Genomic DNA, 17,927 nt, shown 5'->3' with positions numbered 1-17,927 from the left:
GTAGCAGCTGCCGTAGGAACGAGGCTGCGTTCCTCGGCAGCTGCTACGGGGATTTGCCCTTACAGTTTCGGCAACTGCCCCACCCGGGCCATCATCTCGGTGACGATCTGCAGGTCCAGCATGAACTGCTCTACGGTCTTGAACTCGTTATCGGTATGCCCGGTGTATTTCACATCCGGCATGGCCAGGCCGAATTGCACGCCATTAGGCAGTTCATGCACCGAGGTTGCACCCGCCGAAGTACCGTACGTGTGCTCCATGCCCAGGTTTTCGCTGGCTACCGCCAACAGCGCCTTGACCCACTCACCCTCGGGGTTGCGGTACATCGGCTCGGCAATCGAGTACTCGAAACTCACCGGTACCTGCTGACTCTTGCTCCAGGCTGTCAGCTTCTCGGCAATCTGCGCTTTCAGCGCCTCCGGCGACTTGCCCTTGGGCACGCGCAGGTTGACCGCCAGCTTGAGCGCTTTGTCGTCCAGCCCCACAAAGGTCAGTGAGGTGGTCAGCGGCCCCATAAAGTCATCGGCAAAACCGACCCCCAGCTTGCCGCCCTTGTAGTCCAGGCCCCAGTTGTCGGCAGCATAGTGCGCTGCGTCGGTAATGTGGTTGTGCTTGAGGGCGATAGGGCCGTCGACGCTACTGATAAAGTCGAGCATCCGTGCCACCGGGTTGACCCCCGACTCGGGCTCTGAGGAGTGGGCAGAAACCCCGGTTACGGTCAGCACGACATCCTTGCCAACCACCTTGGCATTGACCTCGAAATCACCGCCATTGCGTTTGGCATATTCTGCACCGGCCTTGTTCAGGCTGGCCGCCAGTTCGGCGGGTTTGTCGGTCACCAGGGTTGCTACCGACGTCGACGGGATCTGGTTGGTCGCCATGCCGCCGGTCAGCGAGACGATTTCGGCGCCCTGGCCTTCGCCCTTGCGCCGGGCAAAGGTGGCCATAACGGTGCCGTAGCCTTTTTCGGCAATCACCACCGGGTAGCCGCCATCCAGCGCCAGGTTGTAGTTGGGCACCGGGTTGTGTTCGAAGTAATAAGGAATGGCATCACCGCTGGTTTCTTCGGTGGTGTCGATCAGCAACTTGAAGTTCCTGGCCAGTGGCAGTTGTTCTTCCTTGATGACTTTCATGGCGTACATCGCCACCACGATGCCGTTTTTGTCATCCTCCGTACCGCGCCCGTACATACGGTCACCGATCAGTGTGACCTTGAACGGGTCGAGTTGGGTGCCGTCCTTGAGTACCCAGTTTTCCGGGGTTACCGGCACTACGTCGGCGTGGGCATGAATACCGACCACTTCATCGCCACTGCCTTCGAGGGAGACTTCATAGACACGGTTGTCGATATTGCGAAAGTTCAGGTTAAAGGCCTTGGCCAGATCCTTGATCTTGTCGGCGATCTTGAGAAATTGCGGGTTCTCGTACTGGGGCACGTCGTCCAGGTTGACGGTGGGGATGGCCACCAGTTCACGCAGGGTGTCGGTAGCCGCCTTGCCGTATTTGAGCCGGGTATACAGGCCCAGCAGGCGATAGATCTCGTTCTGTTGCTCGGGGGCCAGTGCCTTGTTGTCGAGAAAGGCGCTGATGGTCGGGCCGAGATTATCTTTTTGCGCCAGCTCACTCTTGGCCAACGCCCCCAGAAACTGACGGAAGTCAGTGACATGGGTGTCGCTGAACGTCTTGAGGATGACAGCACTCTGTTGCGGGGTGATGGTGGCGTGGGCTGCAGTGCTGAACGCAGCGAGGCTGGCCATCATCAGGGTTGCAGCGGCCAGTTGTTTAAGTGAAAAGTCCATTTTGCAGGGCGTTCCTGTACAGGTCGTTGGATGGAAACATGAAGTAAGTGAAACAAAACATTTCCAAACTTACACTGCGAGGCGCTGCCACGTTAAGCGCTTTTTATTCTTGAGCCTGCAAAAACAGCGAGAACAGTTCGGACTGTGACTTGATTCCCAACTTGCCGTACATGTGCTTGCGATGGACCTTGACGGTCTCCGCAGAGATTGCCAGTTTTCGGGCGATTTCCTTGTTCGAACAACCACTTAGCAGCAACAGGGCGACTTCCATTTCGCGTGCGGTCAACGGCGAGGTCAACTGCTCGGCAGCCGCTTCAAGGCGGCTTTGCCAGTTGGGCGTGAGCTCCGGTGCCTCCTTGGGGTCGCGCTCAAAAACCAGGCGCTGGCGCATCAAGGCGGCCACCCACGGCTGCACCAACCCCAGCAATGCACTCTGTTCCAGGCTGAAACGGCACTGGCTGCCCAGTGACAGGCTCAGGGTGCGTTGATTGTCGAGTTGCACATTGATATGCACCTCGTCGGTAACGATATTCAGGCGGAAATAACGCTGGTAGTAGTCGGTCTGTTCAAAGCATTCGGGGGCCACGTCCTGCAGGCGGAACAAGCCGCTTTGCGGTGCTTCACGGTTGGCGATATAAAACGGGTCCAGCAGGTAAAGCCCCTTGAGGTAGTCCTGGAACAGCGAATCCATGCCACCGTCTGCACCGGGAGACTCGGCCAGAACCTGTGGCTTGCCGGCGCTGTAGATCAGCACCACCCAGTTGTCCACGGGTACATAGCGGCCCAGCAAACGTACCAGCGCAGTCCAGAAATTGGGCCGGTCCAGGGTTTCGATCACGCGGCCCATCGCGTCATGCCAGGCCACATCCTGCAAGGTCAGATTCATCTCACTACCCACCGGGTGTTACCCCATCGAAGTCATTTATTGGCGCGGTGCCGCGCACCATACTCGGCTCATCCCACCCTGCAAGGATCCGAGATGAACATTGAACTGGTGCAACTGGCAGGCCGTGACGGCGACACCGCTTATAACCTGTCGCGTACATTGAGCGCCATCGCCAGCTGCGCTGACGATACTGCGCTGCTGGTATTCCCGGAGACCCACCTGACCGGCTTTGTCGGCGGCCAGCAACTGGCGCAGGTGGCGGAGCCATTGACCGGCCCGACCCTGGGTGCGGTATTGCAGGCCGTACGCGAACGTGGAGTCAGTGTGGTGGTGGGGCTGGCGGAAAACCATCACGGCACCTTCTATAACACCTCGGTACTGGTCACGCCCGAGGGGATCGCCTTGCAGTACCGCAAGACCCATTTGTGGCCAAGTGAACGCGGCGACTTTACCCCCGGCGACCGTTTTACCACCGTGCTTTGGCAGGGTGTGCGGGTTGGCCTGCTGATCTGTTATGACATTGAACTGCCGGAAACCGGCCGAGCACTGGCGCAACTGGGGGCTGAACTGATCATTGTCACCAACGGCAATATGGACCCCTACGGCCCGGTGCATCGTACCTCGATCATGGCCCGTGCCCAGGAGAACCAGGCGTTTGCGCTGATGGTCAATCGCGTCGGTAGCGGGGATGACGGGCTGGTGTTCGCGGGTGGCAGCATGGCGGTCGATCCGTTCGGGCGGGTGCTGCTCGAGGCCGGGCGCGATGAGGTTCGCCATGTTGTAGCGCTGGATCTGGATCAGCTCAAGGCTGCCCGGCGTGACTACGACTACCTCAAGGATCGTCGCTTGCTGCTGTCGGGTGAACAGCTCGAACACCCGGACGGGCGTCGCGAACTGTTGATTGGAGCCAGCCAATGAAGACTAAAAACACGACGGGACTTGCCCTGGCTGCGCTATTGGGTTGCAGCCTGGTTCACGCCGCCGAACCTCAGGTGAATATCTACAACTGGTACGACTTTATCGCTCCGGACACGATGAAAAACTTCCAGGCCGAAACCGGCACAGCCTCGATGTACGACGTGTTCGACAACAGCGATGTGATGCAAAGCAAGCTGATGGCCGGTCGCAGCGGGTATGACGTGGTTGTGGCCACCGGTGACCTGCTACCCAACCTGATCAAGGCCGGGGTGCTCAAGGAACTCGATCGGGGGCAGTTGCCCAACCTCGCACACCTGGACCCGGCCATCCTTGCCAAGATGCAGAGCAATGACCCCGGCAATCGTTATGCCGTGCCGTATTTGTGGGGCACTACCGGGGTGGGTTATGACGTCGACAAGGTCAGGGCGATACTTGGGCCGGATGCGCCGGTGGATTCCTGGGACCTGATCTTCAAGCCCGAGAACCTGAGCAAATTGAGCCAGTGCGGTGTAGCCATGCTCGATGCCCCCGGTGAAATCATTCCAATTGCGTTGCACTACCTCGGCTTGCCATACAACAGCAGCGACCCCCGGGACTATGCCAAGGCCGAAGCGTTGCTGCTGACGTTACGTCCTTATATCCGCTATTTTGACTCGTCGAAATTCATTACCGACCTGGCCAATGGCAACGTCTGCGTGGTGCTGGGTTGGGCAGGTGGGGTGCAAGACGCCAAAACCGCCTCGCAGGTGGCCGGCAATGGGCGCAACATCCGCTACAGCATCCCCCGTGAAGGGGCGCCGATCTGGGTTGAGAGCCTGGTGTTGCTCAACGACGCGCCCAACCCGCAGCAGGGGCTGGCCTTTATCGACTACATGCTGCGCCCGCAGGTGATAGCCCGGACTTCGACCTACCTCAAATATCCCAATGCGAACCAGGACGCCAGGCCACTGATGGACCCGTCGTTGCGCGATAACCCGGATATCTACCCTGACGAGAAAGTCATGGCCACTTTGTTCCCGCTGGAGCCATTGCCGCTCAAGCTTGAACGGGTGCGCACGCGGGTGTGGAGCAAGGTTAAAAGCGGAACGTGAAGCCAAACTTTGTCGATACTCTGTTACAGGTCAAGCCCTATTGTGGGAGCGAGCCTGCTCGCTCCCACAGTTGCAGTTTCCTGTAGCCGCTGTCGAAGGAACGAGGCAACTGCTACGGTTTGTGGGTGTTAGCCGTTTCAGGTCTGCAACTGCGGCTCACGAACGCTCCTGGCCCTGGGCATCGCCGGCAACACCGCCTCCTGCAAGGTTCGCGCAGCCGGGTGAGTAAAGCGCATCTGCGCCGTGACCGGCAGGTCTTCCACCAGCTTGCCGTCTGCCAGTACTACCACCCGTTGGCAAAAACGCTGCACCAGGCTCAGGTCATGGGTAATCAGCAAAAAACCGGTGCCCGACTCGCGCCGTACCTGTGCGAGCAAATCCAGAATCTGCACTTGCAGCACCCGGTCAAGGTTGGACAGGGCTTCGTCGAGGATAATCAGCTGCGGGCCGATCGCCATGGCCCGGGCAATACCGGCGCGCTGCAGTTGCCCGCCGCTCAGTTGTGCCGGGAGCTTGTCGATGTCACGGGCCTCAAGCTGGACTTGCTGGAGCAATTGCTCAACCCGGGCCCTGCACGCTGAGGCGTCCATGTCTGAAAGATGGCGCAAAGGCTCGGCAATGCTCCAGCCAATGCTGCGCTGGGGGTTGAAAGCGCTGAGGGCATCCTGAAAGACCATCTGCACACGCTGTAAAAACGGAGGCTGACCCTTGAACACAATGCTGCCCTGGTCGGCGCTTTCCAGCCCCATCAGCAGGCGCGCCAGGGTGCTTTTACCGCTGCCGCTACCTCCCAGCAGGCCAAGGCTTTGACCTTCGTGCAGGTCCAGATTCAAGCCGCTCAGCACCTGTACCCGATGCCGTTTGCTGAACAGCCCGCCAGCGCTGTAACCGTGCTCAAGGTCGCGTACCTGAATAAAACTCATGGCGCGCAGCTCTCCATTGTCAATGAGTGGTGTGCTGCCAGCAGCGTGCGTGCTTCCTGGCTTTGCGGTGAATTGAACAGCCGGTGAACATCGGCCTGTTCGACAATACGGCCGTGGGCCATGACGCTGACCTGATCGGCGCAGCGCGCCACCACGCCCATGTCATGGGTGATCAGCAACACGCCAAGGTTGCGCTGCGCTACCAGCCGTTCCAGCAGGTCGAGAAAACGTGCCTGCGCCACAACATCCAGATCGCTGGTAGGTTCGTCAGCCAGCAAAAAACGGCTGTCGGCGAGCAGGGCCAGGGCGATCATCATCCGTTGCAGCATGCCGCCGCTCAATTGAAAGGCAAATGAGTCGAGCACCCGTTGAGCATCGTGCAGGCCCACTTCCTGCAAGGTGCTCTGAATCAGCTGCTCGGCCTCGGCACCGTGCAGGTCGCGGGTCTGGAGGGTTTCAAGGGCATGCTGGCGCAGTGAGCGTACCGGGTTGAAGGCGCTGCGCGGGTTCTGCAGCACCAATGCCACTTCGCGCCCACGTAATTGCGCAGCATCCACCACCTGGCCATCCAGCAACAGGGTGGCGCCGCTGCTGTGTACGCCAGGAGGCAACAAGTCGAGGATGCCCAGGCTGGTTAGCGATTTTCCTGAACCGCTGGCACCGACCAGCGCATGCACCTGGCCGGCCCTGAGGGTCAGTTCGGCCCGGTCGACCAGGGTACGTTGCCGGTGTTTGAGGGTCAGGTCGCGAATCACCAATGTGTGTTTCATTCCTTGATCTCCGCCAGTACGCTGGGGTCAAGGCGGTCGCGCAAGGCGTCGCCCAGCAGGTTGAAGGCCATCACCGAGATAAAGATCATCAGGCCCGGCCACAGCAGCAACTGCGGCTGGGTCCAGATAAACTCCTTGGCATCGTTGATCATCACGCCCCACTCGGGGGTTGGCGGGCTGACGCCCAGACCCAGAAAGGACAAGCCCGAGACGTGCAGCATCATGTGGCCAATGTCCATCGACGCCAGCACCAGCAGTTGCCCCACGACGTTGGGCATCACATGCTGGCGCAGCCTGGTCAGGCGCGAGGCACCGGCCAGTCGTGAAGCCAGCACATAATCCCGGTTACGCTGGGCCAGCACCATGCCGCGAACCATCCGCGCATACCAGGCCCAGTGGGACAGCGCGATGGCGATGATCACATTGGTCAGGCCGGTACCCAGCAAGGCGATCAGGAAAAACGCCAGTACCAGGGTCGGGAAGGTCAGGAACATGTCGCACAGGCGCATCAGGAACATGTCGAGCTTGCCGCCGACTATCCCGGCGATACCGCCAATCACCACGCCCAGCACCAGTACCAGACCCAGCACCAGCACCACGCTGCCCAGGGACAGTTGCGTACCGACGATCAGGCGCGAGAGCACGTCGCGCCCCAGGTGGTCGGTGCCCAGCCAATGGCTGGTACTGGCGGGCAGCAAACGCTCGTCCAGATTCACCAGAGTGGCGTCGTAGGGTGCCAGCCAGGGGCCGAACAGCGCCATCAGCAACAGCAGGGCAACCAGCCCGTAGCCGATGCGCGCGCCGTATTTTTTACCGGTGTAGACCGCCGCTATTGCGCTCATGCCATCACCCCCGAGAAACGTGTGCGCGGGTCTAGCCAGGCGTAGCAGATGTCCACCACCAGATTGCACAGCACCAGCAGTGTAGTCAGCAGCAGGGTGAAGCATTGCATCACCGGGAAGTCACGGTTGAGCACGGCGCTGACCGCGAAGCGGCCAACGCCGGGCCAGGCGAAGATGGTTTCGATCACCAGGGCACCCCCGAGCAATTCGCCAATGTGCATGCCGGTGGCGGTTACCAGCGGCATCCAGGCATTGCGCAGGATATGGTCGCGCCATACACGCTTTTCGTTCAGGCCACGGGCCCGGGCATAGAACACGTGTCGATGCTCACGCACATCCAGCAGGCTGGCGCGCAGCAGGCGGGCGTTGATCGACATCGACATCAGGGCAATCGCCAGCACCGGCATCAGCAGATGCTGCGGACCACCACGGCCCATCGGCGGCAGCCAGCCCAGCCACAGCGAGAACAATGCAATCAGCAAAAAAGCCAACCAGAAATTGGGCATGGAAACACCGATAAAGGTGATGAAACGCACCACCTGGTCGGGCCAGCGACCTTTCCAGCGGGCCGCCGCCAGACCCAGCGGAATGCTCATTACCAGCGTGGCAAGCAGCGCCAGACCACCCAGCTGAAGGGTGGCGGGCAGGTAATAGAGGATGTCATCGAGCACCGGGCGCCCGGTGATATAGGAGGTGCCGAAGTCCAGGTGCACGGCGTTCCACAGCCAGGTGAGGTACTGCTCGGGCAGTGGCCGGTCCAGGCCCAGTGCGTGGCGTGCCTCGGCCAGCGCGGCGTCGGTTGGAGGGATCTGCGACAGGCGCAGGTAGTCCAGGGCCGGGTCGCCATTGCCCAGGTGCAGCAGGACAAAGACGATCAGTGACACCCCCAGCAGCACCGGGATCAGCAGCACAAGCCGCAGGATAATATAGCGCAGCATGGTTTATGGCTTCCCTGTGGTGGGGTGCATCACTTCGAACGGCACATCAAACAGCGTGCTGCCGAATTGAACATTGTCGACGTTTTTTCCGCTGACACTGATGGCCGTCAGGTGTGAGATCGGCAGGTACACGGCCTGATTGTGCAGGGTGGTGAGGATCTCGCGGTAATCGTCAGCGCGCTTGCCCGCGTCGGTTTCGCCCAGTACTTCGGCGATTTTCCGGTCGATGGCCGCCTTCATCGGCAGGCCGAGCTGGGCCATGTAGTCGGCGTGTCCGGCGTAGCGCATGGAGCTGACAAACGAGTGCGGGTCATAGGGAGCGCCCCAGGTATCGGCGAAGATCATGCCGAACTTGCCCTCGCGCTGGCGCTGCACCAGGGCACCGTCTTCTTCGGCGCGCAACTTGACGTCGATGCCGACCTTGGCCAGTTCGCCCTGAATGATTTCGGCGAGGTTTTTTTGCAGGGCACTGGGGCCCAGAAACACCAGTTCGATGCTTAGCGGCTGGCCGTTTTTTTCACGAATGCGTTTGCCTTCAGGGACTTTCCAGCCTGCCGCTTCCAGGTTTTTTTTGGCCTGTTCGGGGTCGTAGGGCAGCGCCTTGAGGCCCAGGTCGGCATACGGCATGTTGCTGGCGAACAGCGCATCGGCCCGCGGCTCCTGGCCATGCAGCACCTTGGCAATGATAGTGTCCTTGTCCACGGCCTGATTGATCGCCTGGCGCACGGCCAGTTCATTGGTCGGAGCCAGGCCGGTATTCATTGCCACGGTACGGGTGGCCAGCGGTGCGGAAATGGCCGTCTTGAAGCCCGAATCGCGCAGGCGCACAAAGGTGCCGGGGGAGATTTCGCCGTCGGCACCCTGAATCAGATCGATTTCACCGGTTTGCAGGGCAATGGCGCGGCTGTCCGGGTCGGAGATGACTTTCACCAGTACCGAACCATATCCCGGTTTGGGCCCCCAGTAGTGCGGGTTGCGCGCGAAGCGGTCGAACTCGCCCCGGCGGGTTTGCGTCAGTACCCAGGGCCCGGTGCCCACCGGCACGCCGGGCTTTGCCTCGGGGGCGGCAAAGCGCAACGGGCGAACCTGCGCCAGTTCCATCAGGGTCGGGTAGTAGGGGTGTTTAAGCACCAGCACCAGGGTGTGCTCGTCCGGTGCTTCGACACGCTCCAGGGTGGAGACCAGCTCCATCCACTGATGGCGCTTGCTGTTGGCGAGCACCGCGTCGAGGTTGGCCTTGGCTGCGGCTGCGTTGAACGAACTGCCGTCACTGAAGGTCACACCGTCGCGCAGGGTGAAGGTGTAGGTCTTGCCATCTGCTGACACCGTCCATGACGTGGCCAGCCAGGGTTCCAGAGTGCCTTGGGCGGTGTAGCGCACCAGCGGTTCATAGACCATGGCCTGGGCATACATCTGGTTCGGCGAATAGCCGCGAGGGTCCATCGGCCCGGCATTGGTTGGCCACGAGTAGGTCAGTGTGGGGGCCGCATCGCCCGCCCATGCAGTCGACAAGCCTGCGCTCAGGCAGGCTCCAATCATCCATAAGGTCAGCTGTTTTTTAGTCCATGACTGCTTCACACTGCGTCTCCCTCAGTTGATGGCCAGTGGCCTGATCAGATGCTGGGTATGAAGTCTATGTCAAAAGTTCATAACTGCGAGGCTGATTAGATGCAGAGGGTCACTATTTCGCTGGACGATGCTTTATTGGCCGCCATTGATGAACGCGTTGGCACCCACGGCTACCAGGGGCGCTCCGAAGCCATCCGCGATCTGTTGCGCGCCGGCCTGCTGGATCCGGAGCAGGGCGACCCGCAAAGTGCCTGCGTGGCAACCTTGAGCTACGTCTATGACCACGCCACCCGGGAGCTGTCCAAGCGTCTGAACACGGCCTTTCACGAGCACCATGACCTGACCCTGTCGACGCTGCATGTGCATCTGGATCAGGGCAAGTGCATGGAAGTCTCGGTGCTCAAGGGCACGGTCGGCGAGGTGGCGCAACTGACGCGCCAGGTGATGGCCGAGCGCGGAGTGCGCCATGGCAGCGCGCAGATTATTCCATTGGGAGATCTCGAGTAGCGCGGGGTCAGTGCTTGAGTGTCCAGCGGGCGCAAAGAGTGCGCCTTAGAAATCCCAGCGGGTATTGACCATTACATTGCGCGGGTCACCGTAATACGCCGTGTTGTAGAAGCCGATATTGGTGTAGTACTGCTTGTCGAACAGGTTGTTGACGTTGAGTGTGGTGGACAGGTGCTCGCTGACCTGGTACTTGGCCATTGCATCGACCAGCCAGTAAGCGTCCTGGCTGAAGTCCTGGTACTGGTCCTTGGCGCGGTTGTAGATGTTCTGCCAGCTGCGGTTCTGCCAGCGCGCGCCGCCACCGATGGTCAAGCGGTCCAGCGGCCCCTTGAATTTATAGGTGGTGTAGAGGCTCAACTGGTCTTCGGGCTCCCAGGTCGAGATTTTTTCGTCGTCGCTGCCGCGAATGACCTTGTGAGTAAAGCCGGCCTGGGCCTGCCAGCCCGGTGCCAGTTCGCCGGACATCTCGGCTTCGAAGCCCTTGGCCTTGGCCTTGGTGCCGACTGATGCATAGAGGATCGACGGGTTGGTCGGATCGGCGTTGTACTCGGCGTCCGGTTCGGCGCGGTTGCTTTCATGTACCTCGAAATAGGCCAGGCTGGTGTTCAACCTGCCGCCATAAAACTCGCCCTTGATTCCCACTTCGTAGTTTTTGCCTTCATCGGGCTCAAGCACTTTGTTGTTGCGATCGCGGTTGTAGGTTTGCGGCATGAAAATGTCGGTATAGCTGGCATACGCGGTGAAGTTGTCGTTCAGGTCGTAGGTAACACCCACGTAAGGCACGAGGCGGCCGGTCTCGGTGGTGTGGTAATCCCCGGTCAGCCAGTAGTTGGCCAGCCGTGTGCCCAACAGCAGGTTAAGGTCGTCGGTCAGGTTGAAGCGTGCGCTGATGTAGCCTGCGGTCTGGCGTGTGGTGGTGTCGTTGTATTGGGTCGGTGCGCCCCAGTCCGGCTCGGTGGTCTTGCCGTCGAAGTTCCAGAAATCAATGACGTTGGCGCTGAGGAAGGTCGGGTTGCCGTAGTCCTTGCCTTGCCAGTGGGCGCTGGAGGCCGATGCGCCGATCACCAGTTCATGCTCGCGGCCAGCCAGGCTGAAGGGGCCGCTGAAGTAGGCATCGGCGGCGTCGGTGCGGGTGTTCCCGGTGAATTTGTTGGCATAGATCGACGACAGGCCGGTGGCCGGGAAGGGGCCGCTCATGACCGAACCCAGCGGCGCATCGTAGCTGTTGACCTGATGGGTCAATTGGCCCTTGCCGACCCAGCCGTTGGCGAAGCTGTGCTCCAGGGTCGCGAACACGCTCTGGGTGGTCTGCTCCCAACGGCTCCAGTTGGCGCCGTTGTTGTACGAGCGCTTGACGTCGATACGCTCGCCGTTGCGGTCGAACAGCGGGCGGCTGCCCGACCAGCCCGAGGCGTGGGGGTCGTTGTTCTGGTAATCAAAGCCCAGGGTCAGGAGGGTGTCATCGCTGAGGTCGGCTTCGAGGGTGCCGAAATAGACCCCGGTCTTGCGCTCATAGCGGTCCATGAACGAGTGCTTGTCCTGGTAGGCCGCCACGGCACGGCCGCGAATGTTGCCGCTGTCGGTCAGCGGGCCGCTGACGTCAACCTGGGTGCGGTAGTTATCCCAACTGCCGGCACCGACATCGATGCTGGCCTTGAATTCGCGGGTCGGCTTTTTGCGGATCAGGTTGATCGTCGCCCCCGGGGCTCCGGCACCGGTCAAGAGGCCCGTGGCGCCCTTGAGGATTTCCACGCGGTCGTAGATGGCCATGTCACTCAGGGTCTGGCCCGAGGAGTACGCCGAGTTGCGCAGGGTGGGAATGCCGTCGTACTGGAAGTTCTCCACCGAGAAACCGCGGGCATAGTAGTTGGTGCGCTCGCTGTCGAAGGTCGAGACGGTGATGCCAGGGGTATGGCGCATCACCTCGTCGATGGAGTTGAGGCCGAAATCATCCATATGCTGGCGGGTAATCACGGTGATCGACTGCGGCGTTTGCCGTGGCGTCAGTACCATGCGTGTGGCCGTGGCGATGGTGCCGGGGGTATACGAGCCGCTGCCTTCGGTGATGGTCCCAAGCTGGTTGGAGGTAACCTGGGTAGCCTGCAATTGCAGTTCACCGTTGCCTTGCGCAGGTCTGGCAACAACCCGGTAACCGTCGCCGTCAGTGACCGCCTGCAGGCCCAGCGGGGCGAGCAGCCGTTGCAGGCCTTCGTCGACAGCAAAGTTGCCGCTCAAGCCACTGCTGCGCATACCGGTTGTCAGGCTCGAATCCACCGCGATCATCACCCCGGACTGTTGGCCAAAACTGCCCAGTACCGCGTCCAGGCTGCCCGGCGCAATGCTGTAGGCATGCTCGCTGCCTGAGGCTGCGAATGCGCCTTGGCTGGCCGTGGCAATGGATAAACCGAATACAAAGGTGCGCAAGGCACCGGCGAGGGGGGTAAGTCGGCTGTGCATAAAGACTGTCCATGTGTGAAAAGGGTCGGCGTTGCGCTGTTAATCAGCGTCTTCCCTGAACTTGATGCACCAGATAAGAAAAACTGCCGGCGGTATTGAAAATAATTATTTTCAGGCCGCGACCACGTTGGCCCAGTAGCCAAACACTCGCTGCACGCGGATTGGCAGCACCCGCGTGAGCAGGTCGAGGCTGGCATCGGGGCGGTCGATGGAGAACGATCCTGACACCCGCAATGCCGCGACTTGCGGGTCGCAGCGCACCACGCCACGGCGGTAGAGGTTGAGCTGGGCAATCACCTGGCCCAGTGGCATGCGTTCGGCGATCAGCAGGCCGTTGACCCAGGCATCGGCACCGACCGTGACCGGGCGCGGTGTGCTGTCTGTCTGGCTGTCGAACGTTACCTGCTGGCCGGCATCCAGACTCAAGCTGTCGCCCCGTGCCAGCTTGATCGATGCACTGCCGCTCAGCACCTGGACCTGGGTGCCTGCCTGCCACGGCAGGTTGTGGCTGATCACCAGGCGTGAGCGGGGCGCGGGCAGCACCTGGCCATTGGCGGTGCTGAGCCTGATATCGCCAGCGCTGACCAGCACGCGGCCCAGGCTCAGGAACAGTTCCGTGCCAGCGGCGGTGGTGCGGGTATCGAGGGCGGTGTGGGTGTCGAGGGTCAGGTCGACACCCTCTGCCAGAGTTAACTGGCGCCGCTCGCCGGTGGCGGTGCGATAGTCACTGAACAGCTCTGGCAGCAGCACCCGTTCCCGCACCCCATAGCCGGTGGCCAGCATCACGCCCAGGCCGGCAAAGCCCTTGAGCAGCGTGCGTCTGCCCGGGGCATTGCGCGAGCGCAGCAACGTCCGGGCACCGGCGGCAGGCAGCATGCGGGTGCTGTCGCGAATGTCGGTATTAAGCCCGGTGAGGCGCTGCCAGGCCAGTTCATGTTGCGCGGATTGCGCGCGCCAATGCTGGCAGGCCAGAAGCTCGGCCTCGGTGCTGACGCCCGATTGCACGGTGACCATCCACTGCAAGGCTTGCTCGACCACATCCTGGTCGAGGCGCTGGGTGTTGGCGGGCTCGAACAGACTCACCCGGTGTAGACCGCGCTGTAGCAGTGTCGGTAAGCCTTGAGCATGGCTTTTTGCACCACGTTGACGGTCAGGCCCATGCGTTCGGCGATCTGCGGGTAGGTCAGGCCGTCCAGTTGCGACAGTAAAAAAATCTCCCGCACTTTTGCGCCCAGGCCATCGAGCACCTGGCCGACGGCGTCCAGAGCCTCCAACACCAGCAGGCGAGATTCCGGGGAGGGCACAAGCTGCGGCTCCAGGAGCGCCAGGGACTCCATATAGGCCCGCTCCAGCGCCTGACGACGGAAGTATTGACCGCACAGACGACTGGCAATGGTGGTGAGATAGGCCCGGGGTTCGCGCAGCGGCGCGGGTGTGTCGGTACGCAGCATGCGCACAAACGTGTCCTGGGCCAGATCCAGAGCCTGCTCCTGATTGCCCAGCTTGCGGCGCAGCAACTGCACCACCCAGCCGTGATGCTGAACATAGAGTTCACCCACGGCACGGCGTGAGGAAGGGGAGGACGTGAGCATCGATTGCAATCCCGGAGCAGACACTGACAAGGATCGCAATGATAGCGCTTCTCATTAACGTATGCTCGGGAATGTTTCGCGCTGTGTCAGATGTGGGAGCGAGCCTGCTCGCGAAGTCGTTCGCGAGCAGGCTCGCTCCCACACTAGGGCTTGACCTGCAACAGAGTCTCTACAAGCTCTATACAGGCCCTACTTCTCGACCAGGATCTTCGGGTTGGAGTTGCCCCACACCGTATACAGGTCGGCCAGCAATGCACCGTTGATGTCTTCAACTTCCGCCTGGCTGATTTCGGCCTTGCCCTGTTGCCCGAACAACACCACTTCGTCGCCGCTTTTGACATCCGGCGCGTCAGTAACATCGACCATCAGCGTATTCATCGACACCTTGCCCACCACCGGCACGCGATGGCCGTTGATCAGCACGATACCCTTGTTGGTAAAGGCACGGCGGTAACCGTCGGAGTAACCCACGGTGATATTGGCCAGTTTCGAGTCGCGCCCCAGCGTCCAGGTGCGGTCATAGCCCACGGTGTTGCCCTTGGGGTAGCTGTTGACCGAGGCGACATGGGACTTGAATTGCATCACGCGCTTGTAGTCGGTGTGCGACGGCACCGTGTCGCCGAACAACGCACCGCCCGGGCGAACCATGTCCAGATGCGATTCCGGCACTTCCAGGGTGGCGAACGAGTTGGCCGCATGCAGGGTGATTTTGCTGCGATCGAGTTCTGCAACATTGATCAGCCATTGTGCCTGCTCGTTGAACGCCTTGAGCCCTGCACGCACGTCGTCGGCGTCTTCTACCGCGAAGTGGGTCATGATCGCGCGCACTTCCAGGTTCGGCACCTTGGTGATGGCGACCGCGTCGCGGCGGCCCTCGGCGGTGGTCATTTCCACGCCGTTGCGGCTCATGCCGCTGGAGTTCAGGCCCAGGTGCACCACCAGCGAACGGCCGTGTTTTTCGGCAATCAGGCTGGCCTTGACGGCGAAATCAAGGTTGCCCACCAACTCTTCCATATTGTACGGCAGCGCCGCTTCCAGCTCGCTGAGGGCTGCCGTACGCACACGGATCAGTTGGCCCTTGAAGCCGCTTTCACGTACCACGCGAGCCTCTTCATTGCTCGCCACGCCAACGCAAGGCACACCGGTAGCGATGATTGAAGGCATCAGCAGGCCGATGCCGTGACCGTAGGCATCGGCCTTGAGCACGGCGCAGATTTTCGATTTGTCGCCCACAGTCGCTTGCAACACGCCAATGTTATGGACGAACGCGGCTCTGTTGATCTCGACCCAGGCATTGCTGTCCTGTGTATTGACCTGGGCAACGCCATCGACCATCGACAGCGGCGGGGCGGCGAAGGCCGGGTTGTGCATTAAAGCCATGCCCAAAGACAGGGCAAGAAGGGTACGGGTGAAGGGCATTTGCTGAGTTTCCATACGTTATTTTTTTTGCGGCAGGGTGACGCGCGGCAATACTAGGATTGGCTTGCAGGAAAAGTCACTCCCCGGGCCGCGTATCTGTCTGAAAGTGTCGTGGTGCCAAAGGGCACCTATCGCCGCCACGCCAGCAACACCACACCCACGGTAATCAGGCTGATCCCCGTCCATTGGCGAATATCGAGCTTTTCACCCAGCAGCGTCACGCCCAGCACGGCCACGATCACCACGCTGAGTTTGTCCACCGGCGCCACCAGTGACGCCTGGCCCAGTTGCAGGGCTCGGTAATAGCAGATCCACGAGGCCCCGGTGGCCAGCCCCGAGAGCACCAGAAACACATAACTGCGCGCCGAAATCGAGCCCAGCGACTGATACTGGCCGGTTGCGTACAGGATCAGTGCCAGGCTGACCAGCACGACGACGGTACGCAGCAAGGTGGCGAAATCGGAGTTGATGCCGGTAATGCCAATTTTGCCGAAAATCGCCGTCATGGCAGCGAACACCGCCGAGAGCAATGCCCAGAATGTCCAGCTTGAATAGAAAGTCGAGCCCATGGGTTTGCCTGAGTGATCGCTGAAGGTGCTTTCAAGCATATGTCATGCAGGGGCGTTGAGGCTGTAACCCGGTGCAGGGCTTGTGTACTATCGGCACTGGCCGATGCTGCCCGCCGCTCGCTCCCCATGGGAAGGTGAAAGCATGATTATCTGCCTTTTCCCCTCTCTCTTGACGGTCGAGGTTTGGCAACGCGAGCACCAAAAGCCTTCGCCCCCGGGAGCACTGATGCAGTCAATCGAGCAAGCCAAACAGATGGCCAAGAGCCTGCGAACCTCGCTGCAGGCGCGCAATCTGGAAGTCACCCATGCCATCGCCCTTGAACTGGTTGCCAGGCAACTGGGTTACAAGGACTGGAATACGGCCAGTGCACGGCTGCCTGTGCAGAGTGCTGCGCCGGCAATTAGCTTCGACAGGCCGATTCCGATATTGCGGATGTTTGATGAGGCCAAGGCCCGAGAGTTCTATCTGGATTTCCTGGGTTTCAGCGTTGAGTTCGAGCACCGCTTCGAAGCAGGTTTGCCGCTCTATCTGGGCATCAGCCGCAGCGGCTTGCAACTGCATCTTTCCGAGCATCATGGCGATGCCAGCCCCGGCTCCACGGTATTCGTACCCATGGACAATATCGAGTTGCTGCACGACGAGCTAATGGCCAAGCGCTACGGTTATGGCCGCCCGCAGATTGTCCAGCAGGGCTGGGGACGGGTGCTGGAGGTTCATGACCCGTTTGGCAATCGCATCCGTTTTTGCCAGGACTGACGGATCTTCAGCCCCGTGAGCGCTCATAAGCCGCTGTCATGATCTGCCAGGTTTGTGCATCCGCCGGGATCAGATGCTCGATACGCATTGAGGTTACGGTGATATCGAGCGGCATGCCGAATGTGGTGAAGGTGGACATGAAGTTCAGCTCGCCATGGACGCAGGCAATGCGGGTCAAGACCAGTGGCGGCAGTTCCCGGGGCAGGGCCGCGAGGGTGTCCGGGGCGCTGAGGGTTTGCATAAGACTGGCCAGTACGGGGTTGGACAGGGCCTCGCGTGTCGCCCGTTGCCAGGCCAGGGTTCTTATTTCTTCGGGGTTGATCAGGTAATCACCCAGGCCGCCGGGTTGCAGCAGTGTGGTCAGCAGGTTCAAGTCCCTGGCCGCGTCTGCGGGTAGCCCGACCAGGCTGAACAGGGCTGCGGTGCTGGCGTTGGCATCCAGCACCTGCCAGTGGCTGCCCAACACAATCGCCGGGGCGGGGTTGTTGGCGTGCAACACATGGCTGATGGCCTCACGTACGGCCTCCATGGCCGGCGAAGAGAGCGGCGTTGTCTCGTAGCGCGGCGCATAACCCGAGGCCAGAAACAGGCTGTTGCACTGCTCCAGCGGTACCTCGAGGGCCATCAGCAGGTTATGCAAGGTGCCGGGGCCGGGTTTGGCGCGCCCGGTTTCGATGCAGCTCAAATGGCGTTGGGAAATACCCGTGATCAAGGCCAGCTCCAGCTGGCTCATACCGGCCTGACGGCGCAGCAGACGCAGCTGCGGGCCAGCGGTTGTCGGGGTGTTGATGCGGGGAAAGGTCAGGTTGTTCATCCATAAACTCTGGCAGGGGCAAAAGGCTGAGTCCATGACCTGTGAGGTCATTGCCGGTGGGGGAAAAGTATCACTA

The 17,927-nt window shown here is 60.9% G+C and carries 17 protein-coding genes; 4 read left to right on the top strand and 13 right to left on the bottom strand.

From position 1 onward, the window contains the following. Positions 1-59: 59 nt before the first annotated feature. The gene (locus HBN79_RS04330; protein ID WP_095024616.1) at positions 60-1,799 is read right to left on the bottom strand and encodes a dipeptidase; all 1,740 of its coding nucleotides are present in this window, start codon (positions 1,797-1,799) and stop codon (positions 60-62) included. A 103-nt stretch (positions 1,800-1,902) separates the two neighbouring features. Next, a complete protein-coding gene (locus HBN79_RS04325; protein WP_095000082.1) occupies positions 1,903-2,685 on the bottom strand; it encodes a helix-turn-helix transcriptional regulator in 783 nt (260 codons plus the stop codon). 93 nt (positions 2,686-2,778) lie between these two features. Between HBN79_RS04325 and HBN79_RS04320 the strand changes: the two genes are divergently transcribed. Next, a complete protein-coding gene (locus HBN79_RS04320) occupies positions 2,779-3,603 on the top strand; it encodes a carbon-nitrogen hydrolase family protein (protein WP_169916358.1) in 825 nt (274 codons plus the stop codon). Then, entirely contained in the window at positions 3,600-4,694 is a 1,095-nt protein-coding gene (locus HBN79_RS04315; protein ID WP_095000084.1) for a polyamine ABC transporter substrate-binding protein, read from the top strand. The genes HBN79_RS04320 and HBN79_RS04315 overlap by 4 nt, the downstream gene beginning before the upstream one ends. A gap of 137 nt (positions 4,695-4,831) precedes the next feature. Here HBN79_RS04315 and HBN79_RS04310 read toward each other — a convergent pair whose 3' ends face one another. Genes HBN79_RS04310 through nikA form a run of 5 tightly spaced genes read right to left on the bottom strand, consistent with a single transcriptional unit; the run spans position 4,832 to position 9,745 of the window. Continuing rightward, entirely contained in the window at positions 4,832-5,617 is a 786-nt protein-coding gene (locus HBN79_RS04310; RefSeq protein WP_169916357.1) for an ATP-binding cassette domain-containing protein, read from the bottom strand. Next, positions 5,614-6,387, bottom strand: a complete 774-nt coding sequence (locus HBN79_RS04305; RefSeq protein WP_095000086.1) for an ATP-binding cassette domain-containing protein — start codon at positions 6,385-6,387, stop codon at positions 5,614-5,616. Before HBN79_RS04305 ends, HBN79_RS04310 begins: the two co-directional genes overlap by 4 nt. Then, complete coding sequence (gene nikC, locus HBN79_RS04300; protein WP_133145155.1) at positions 6,384-7,229, bottom strand: nickel ABC transporter permease subunit NikC; 846 nt, start codon at positions 7,227-7,229, stop codon at positions 6,384-6,386. The genes HBN79_RS04305 and nikC overlap by 4 nt, the downstream gene beginning before the upstream one ends. Next, positions 7,226-8,167: a nickel ABC transporter permease subunit NikB gene (gene nikB, locus HBN79_RS04295; RefSeq protein WP_095000088.1), complete on the bottom strand. Its 942-nt coding sequence runs from the start codon at positions 8,165-8,167 to the stop codon at positions 7,226-7,228. Before nikB ends, nikC begins: the two co-directional genes overlap by 4 nt. A gap of 3 nt (positions 8,168-8,170) precedes the next feature. Further along, a complete protein-coding gene (nikA, locus tag HBN79_RS04290; protein WP_169916356.1) occupies positions 8,171-9,745 on the bottom strand; it encodes a nickel ABC transporter substrate-binding protein in 1,575 nt (524 codons plus the stop codon). A gap of 90 nt (positions 9,746-9,835) precedes the next feature. Here nikA and nikR point away from each other — a divergent pair, with 90 nt between their 5' ends. Then, positions 9,836-10,243, top strand: a complete 408-nt coding sequence (gene nikR / locus HBN79_RS04285; protein ID WP_169916355.1) for a nickel-responsive transcriptional regulator NikR — start codon at positions 9,836-9,838, stop codon at positions 10,241-10,243. Positions 10,244-10,288: 45 nt separating this feature from the next. Here the strand turns inward: nikR and HBN79_RS04280 are convergent, their stop codons facing one another. The 5 genes from HBN79_RS04280 to HBN79_RS04260 form a co-directional block, all read right to left on the bottom strand. Continuing rightward, positions 10,289-12,700 carry a TonB-dependent siderophore receptor gene (locus HBN79_RS04280; protein ID WP_130871373.1) on the bottom strand — a complete coding sequence of 804 codons (2,412 nt, stop codon included), beginning with the start codon at positions 12,698-12,700 and terminating at the stop codon, positions 10,289-10,291. Positions 12,701-12,811: 111 nt separating this feature from the next. Continuing rightward, positions 12,812-13,783 (bottom strand): DUF4880 domain-containing protein, encoded by a 972-nt coding sequence (locus HBN79_RS04275; RefSeq protein WP_095000092.1) that lies wholly within the window; start codon positions 13,781-13,783, stop codon positions 12,812-12,814. Beyond that, positions 13,780-14,292 carry a sigma-70 family RNA polymerase sigma factor gene (locus HBN79_RS04270; protein WP_095000093.1) on the bottom strand — a complete coding sequence of 171 codons (513 nt, stop codon included), beginning with the start codon at positions 14,290-14,292 and terminating at the stop codon, positions 13,780-13,782. Before HBN79_RS04270 ends, HBN79_RS04275 begins: the two co-directional genes overlap by 4 nt. A gap of 189 nt (positions 14,293-14,481) precedes the next feature. Beyond that, a complete protein-coding gene (gene alr, locus HBN79_RS04265; RefSeq protein WP_169916354.1) occupies positions 14,482-15,711 on the bottom strand; it encodes an alanine racemase in 1,230 nt (409 codons plus the stop codon). 128 nt (positions 15,712-15,839) lie between these two features. After that, the gene (locus HBN79_RS04260) at positions 15,840-16,280 is read right to left on the bottom strand and encodes an EamA family transporter (protein ID WP_095020066.1); all 441 of its coding nucleotides are present in this window, start codon (positions 16,278-16,280) and stop codon (positions 15,840-15,842) included. Between the two features lie 226 nt (positions 16,281-16,506). Here HBN79_RS04260 and HBN79_RS04255 point away from each other — a divergent pair, with 226 nt between their 5' ends. Beyond that, positions 16,507-17,037, top strand: coding sequence for a glyoxalase superfamily protein (locus tag HBN79_RS04255; RefSeq protein WP_095018495.1), 531 nt, complete (start codon positions 16,507-16,509; stop codon positions 17,035-17,037). 7 nt (positions 17,038-17,044) lie between these two features. Here HBN79_RS04255 and HBN79_RS04250 read toward each other — a convergent pair whose 3' ends face one another. Next, positions 17,045-17,851, bottom strand: a complete 807-nt coding sequence (locus HBN79_RS04250) for a helix-turn-helix domain-containing protein (RefSeq protein ID WP_232527577.1) — start codon at positions 17,849-17,851, stop codon at positions 17,045-17,047. Positions 17,852-17,927: the final 76 nt, after the last annotated feature.

This window comes from Pseudomonas sp. WS 5051, from assembly GCF_012985715.1.
Classification (GTDB): Bacteria; Pseudomonadota; Gammaproteobacteria; order Pseudomonadales; family Pseudomonadaceae; genus Aquipseudomonas; species Aquipseudomonas bubulae.
Note: the sequence above shows the minus strand (reverse complement) of the source record. Positions and strands in the feature narration are given on the sequence as shown.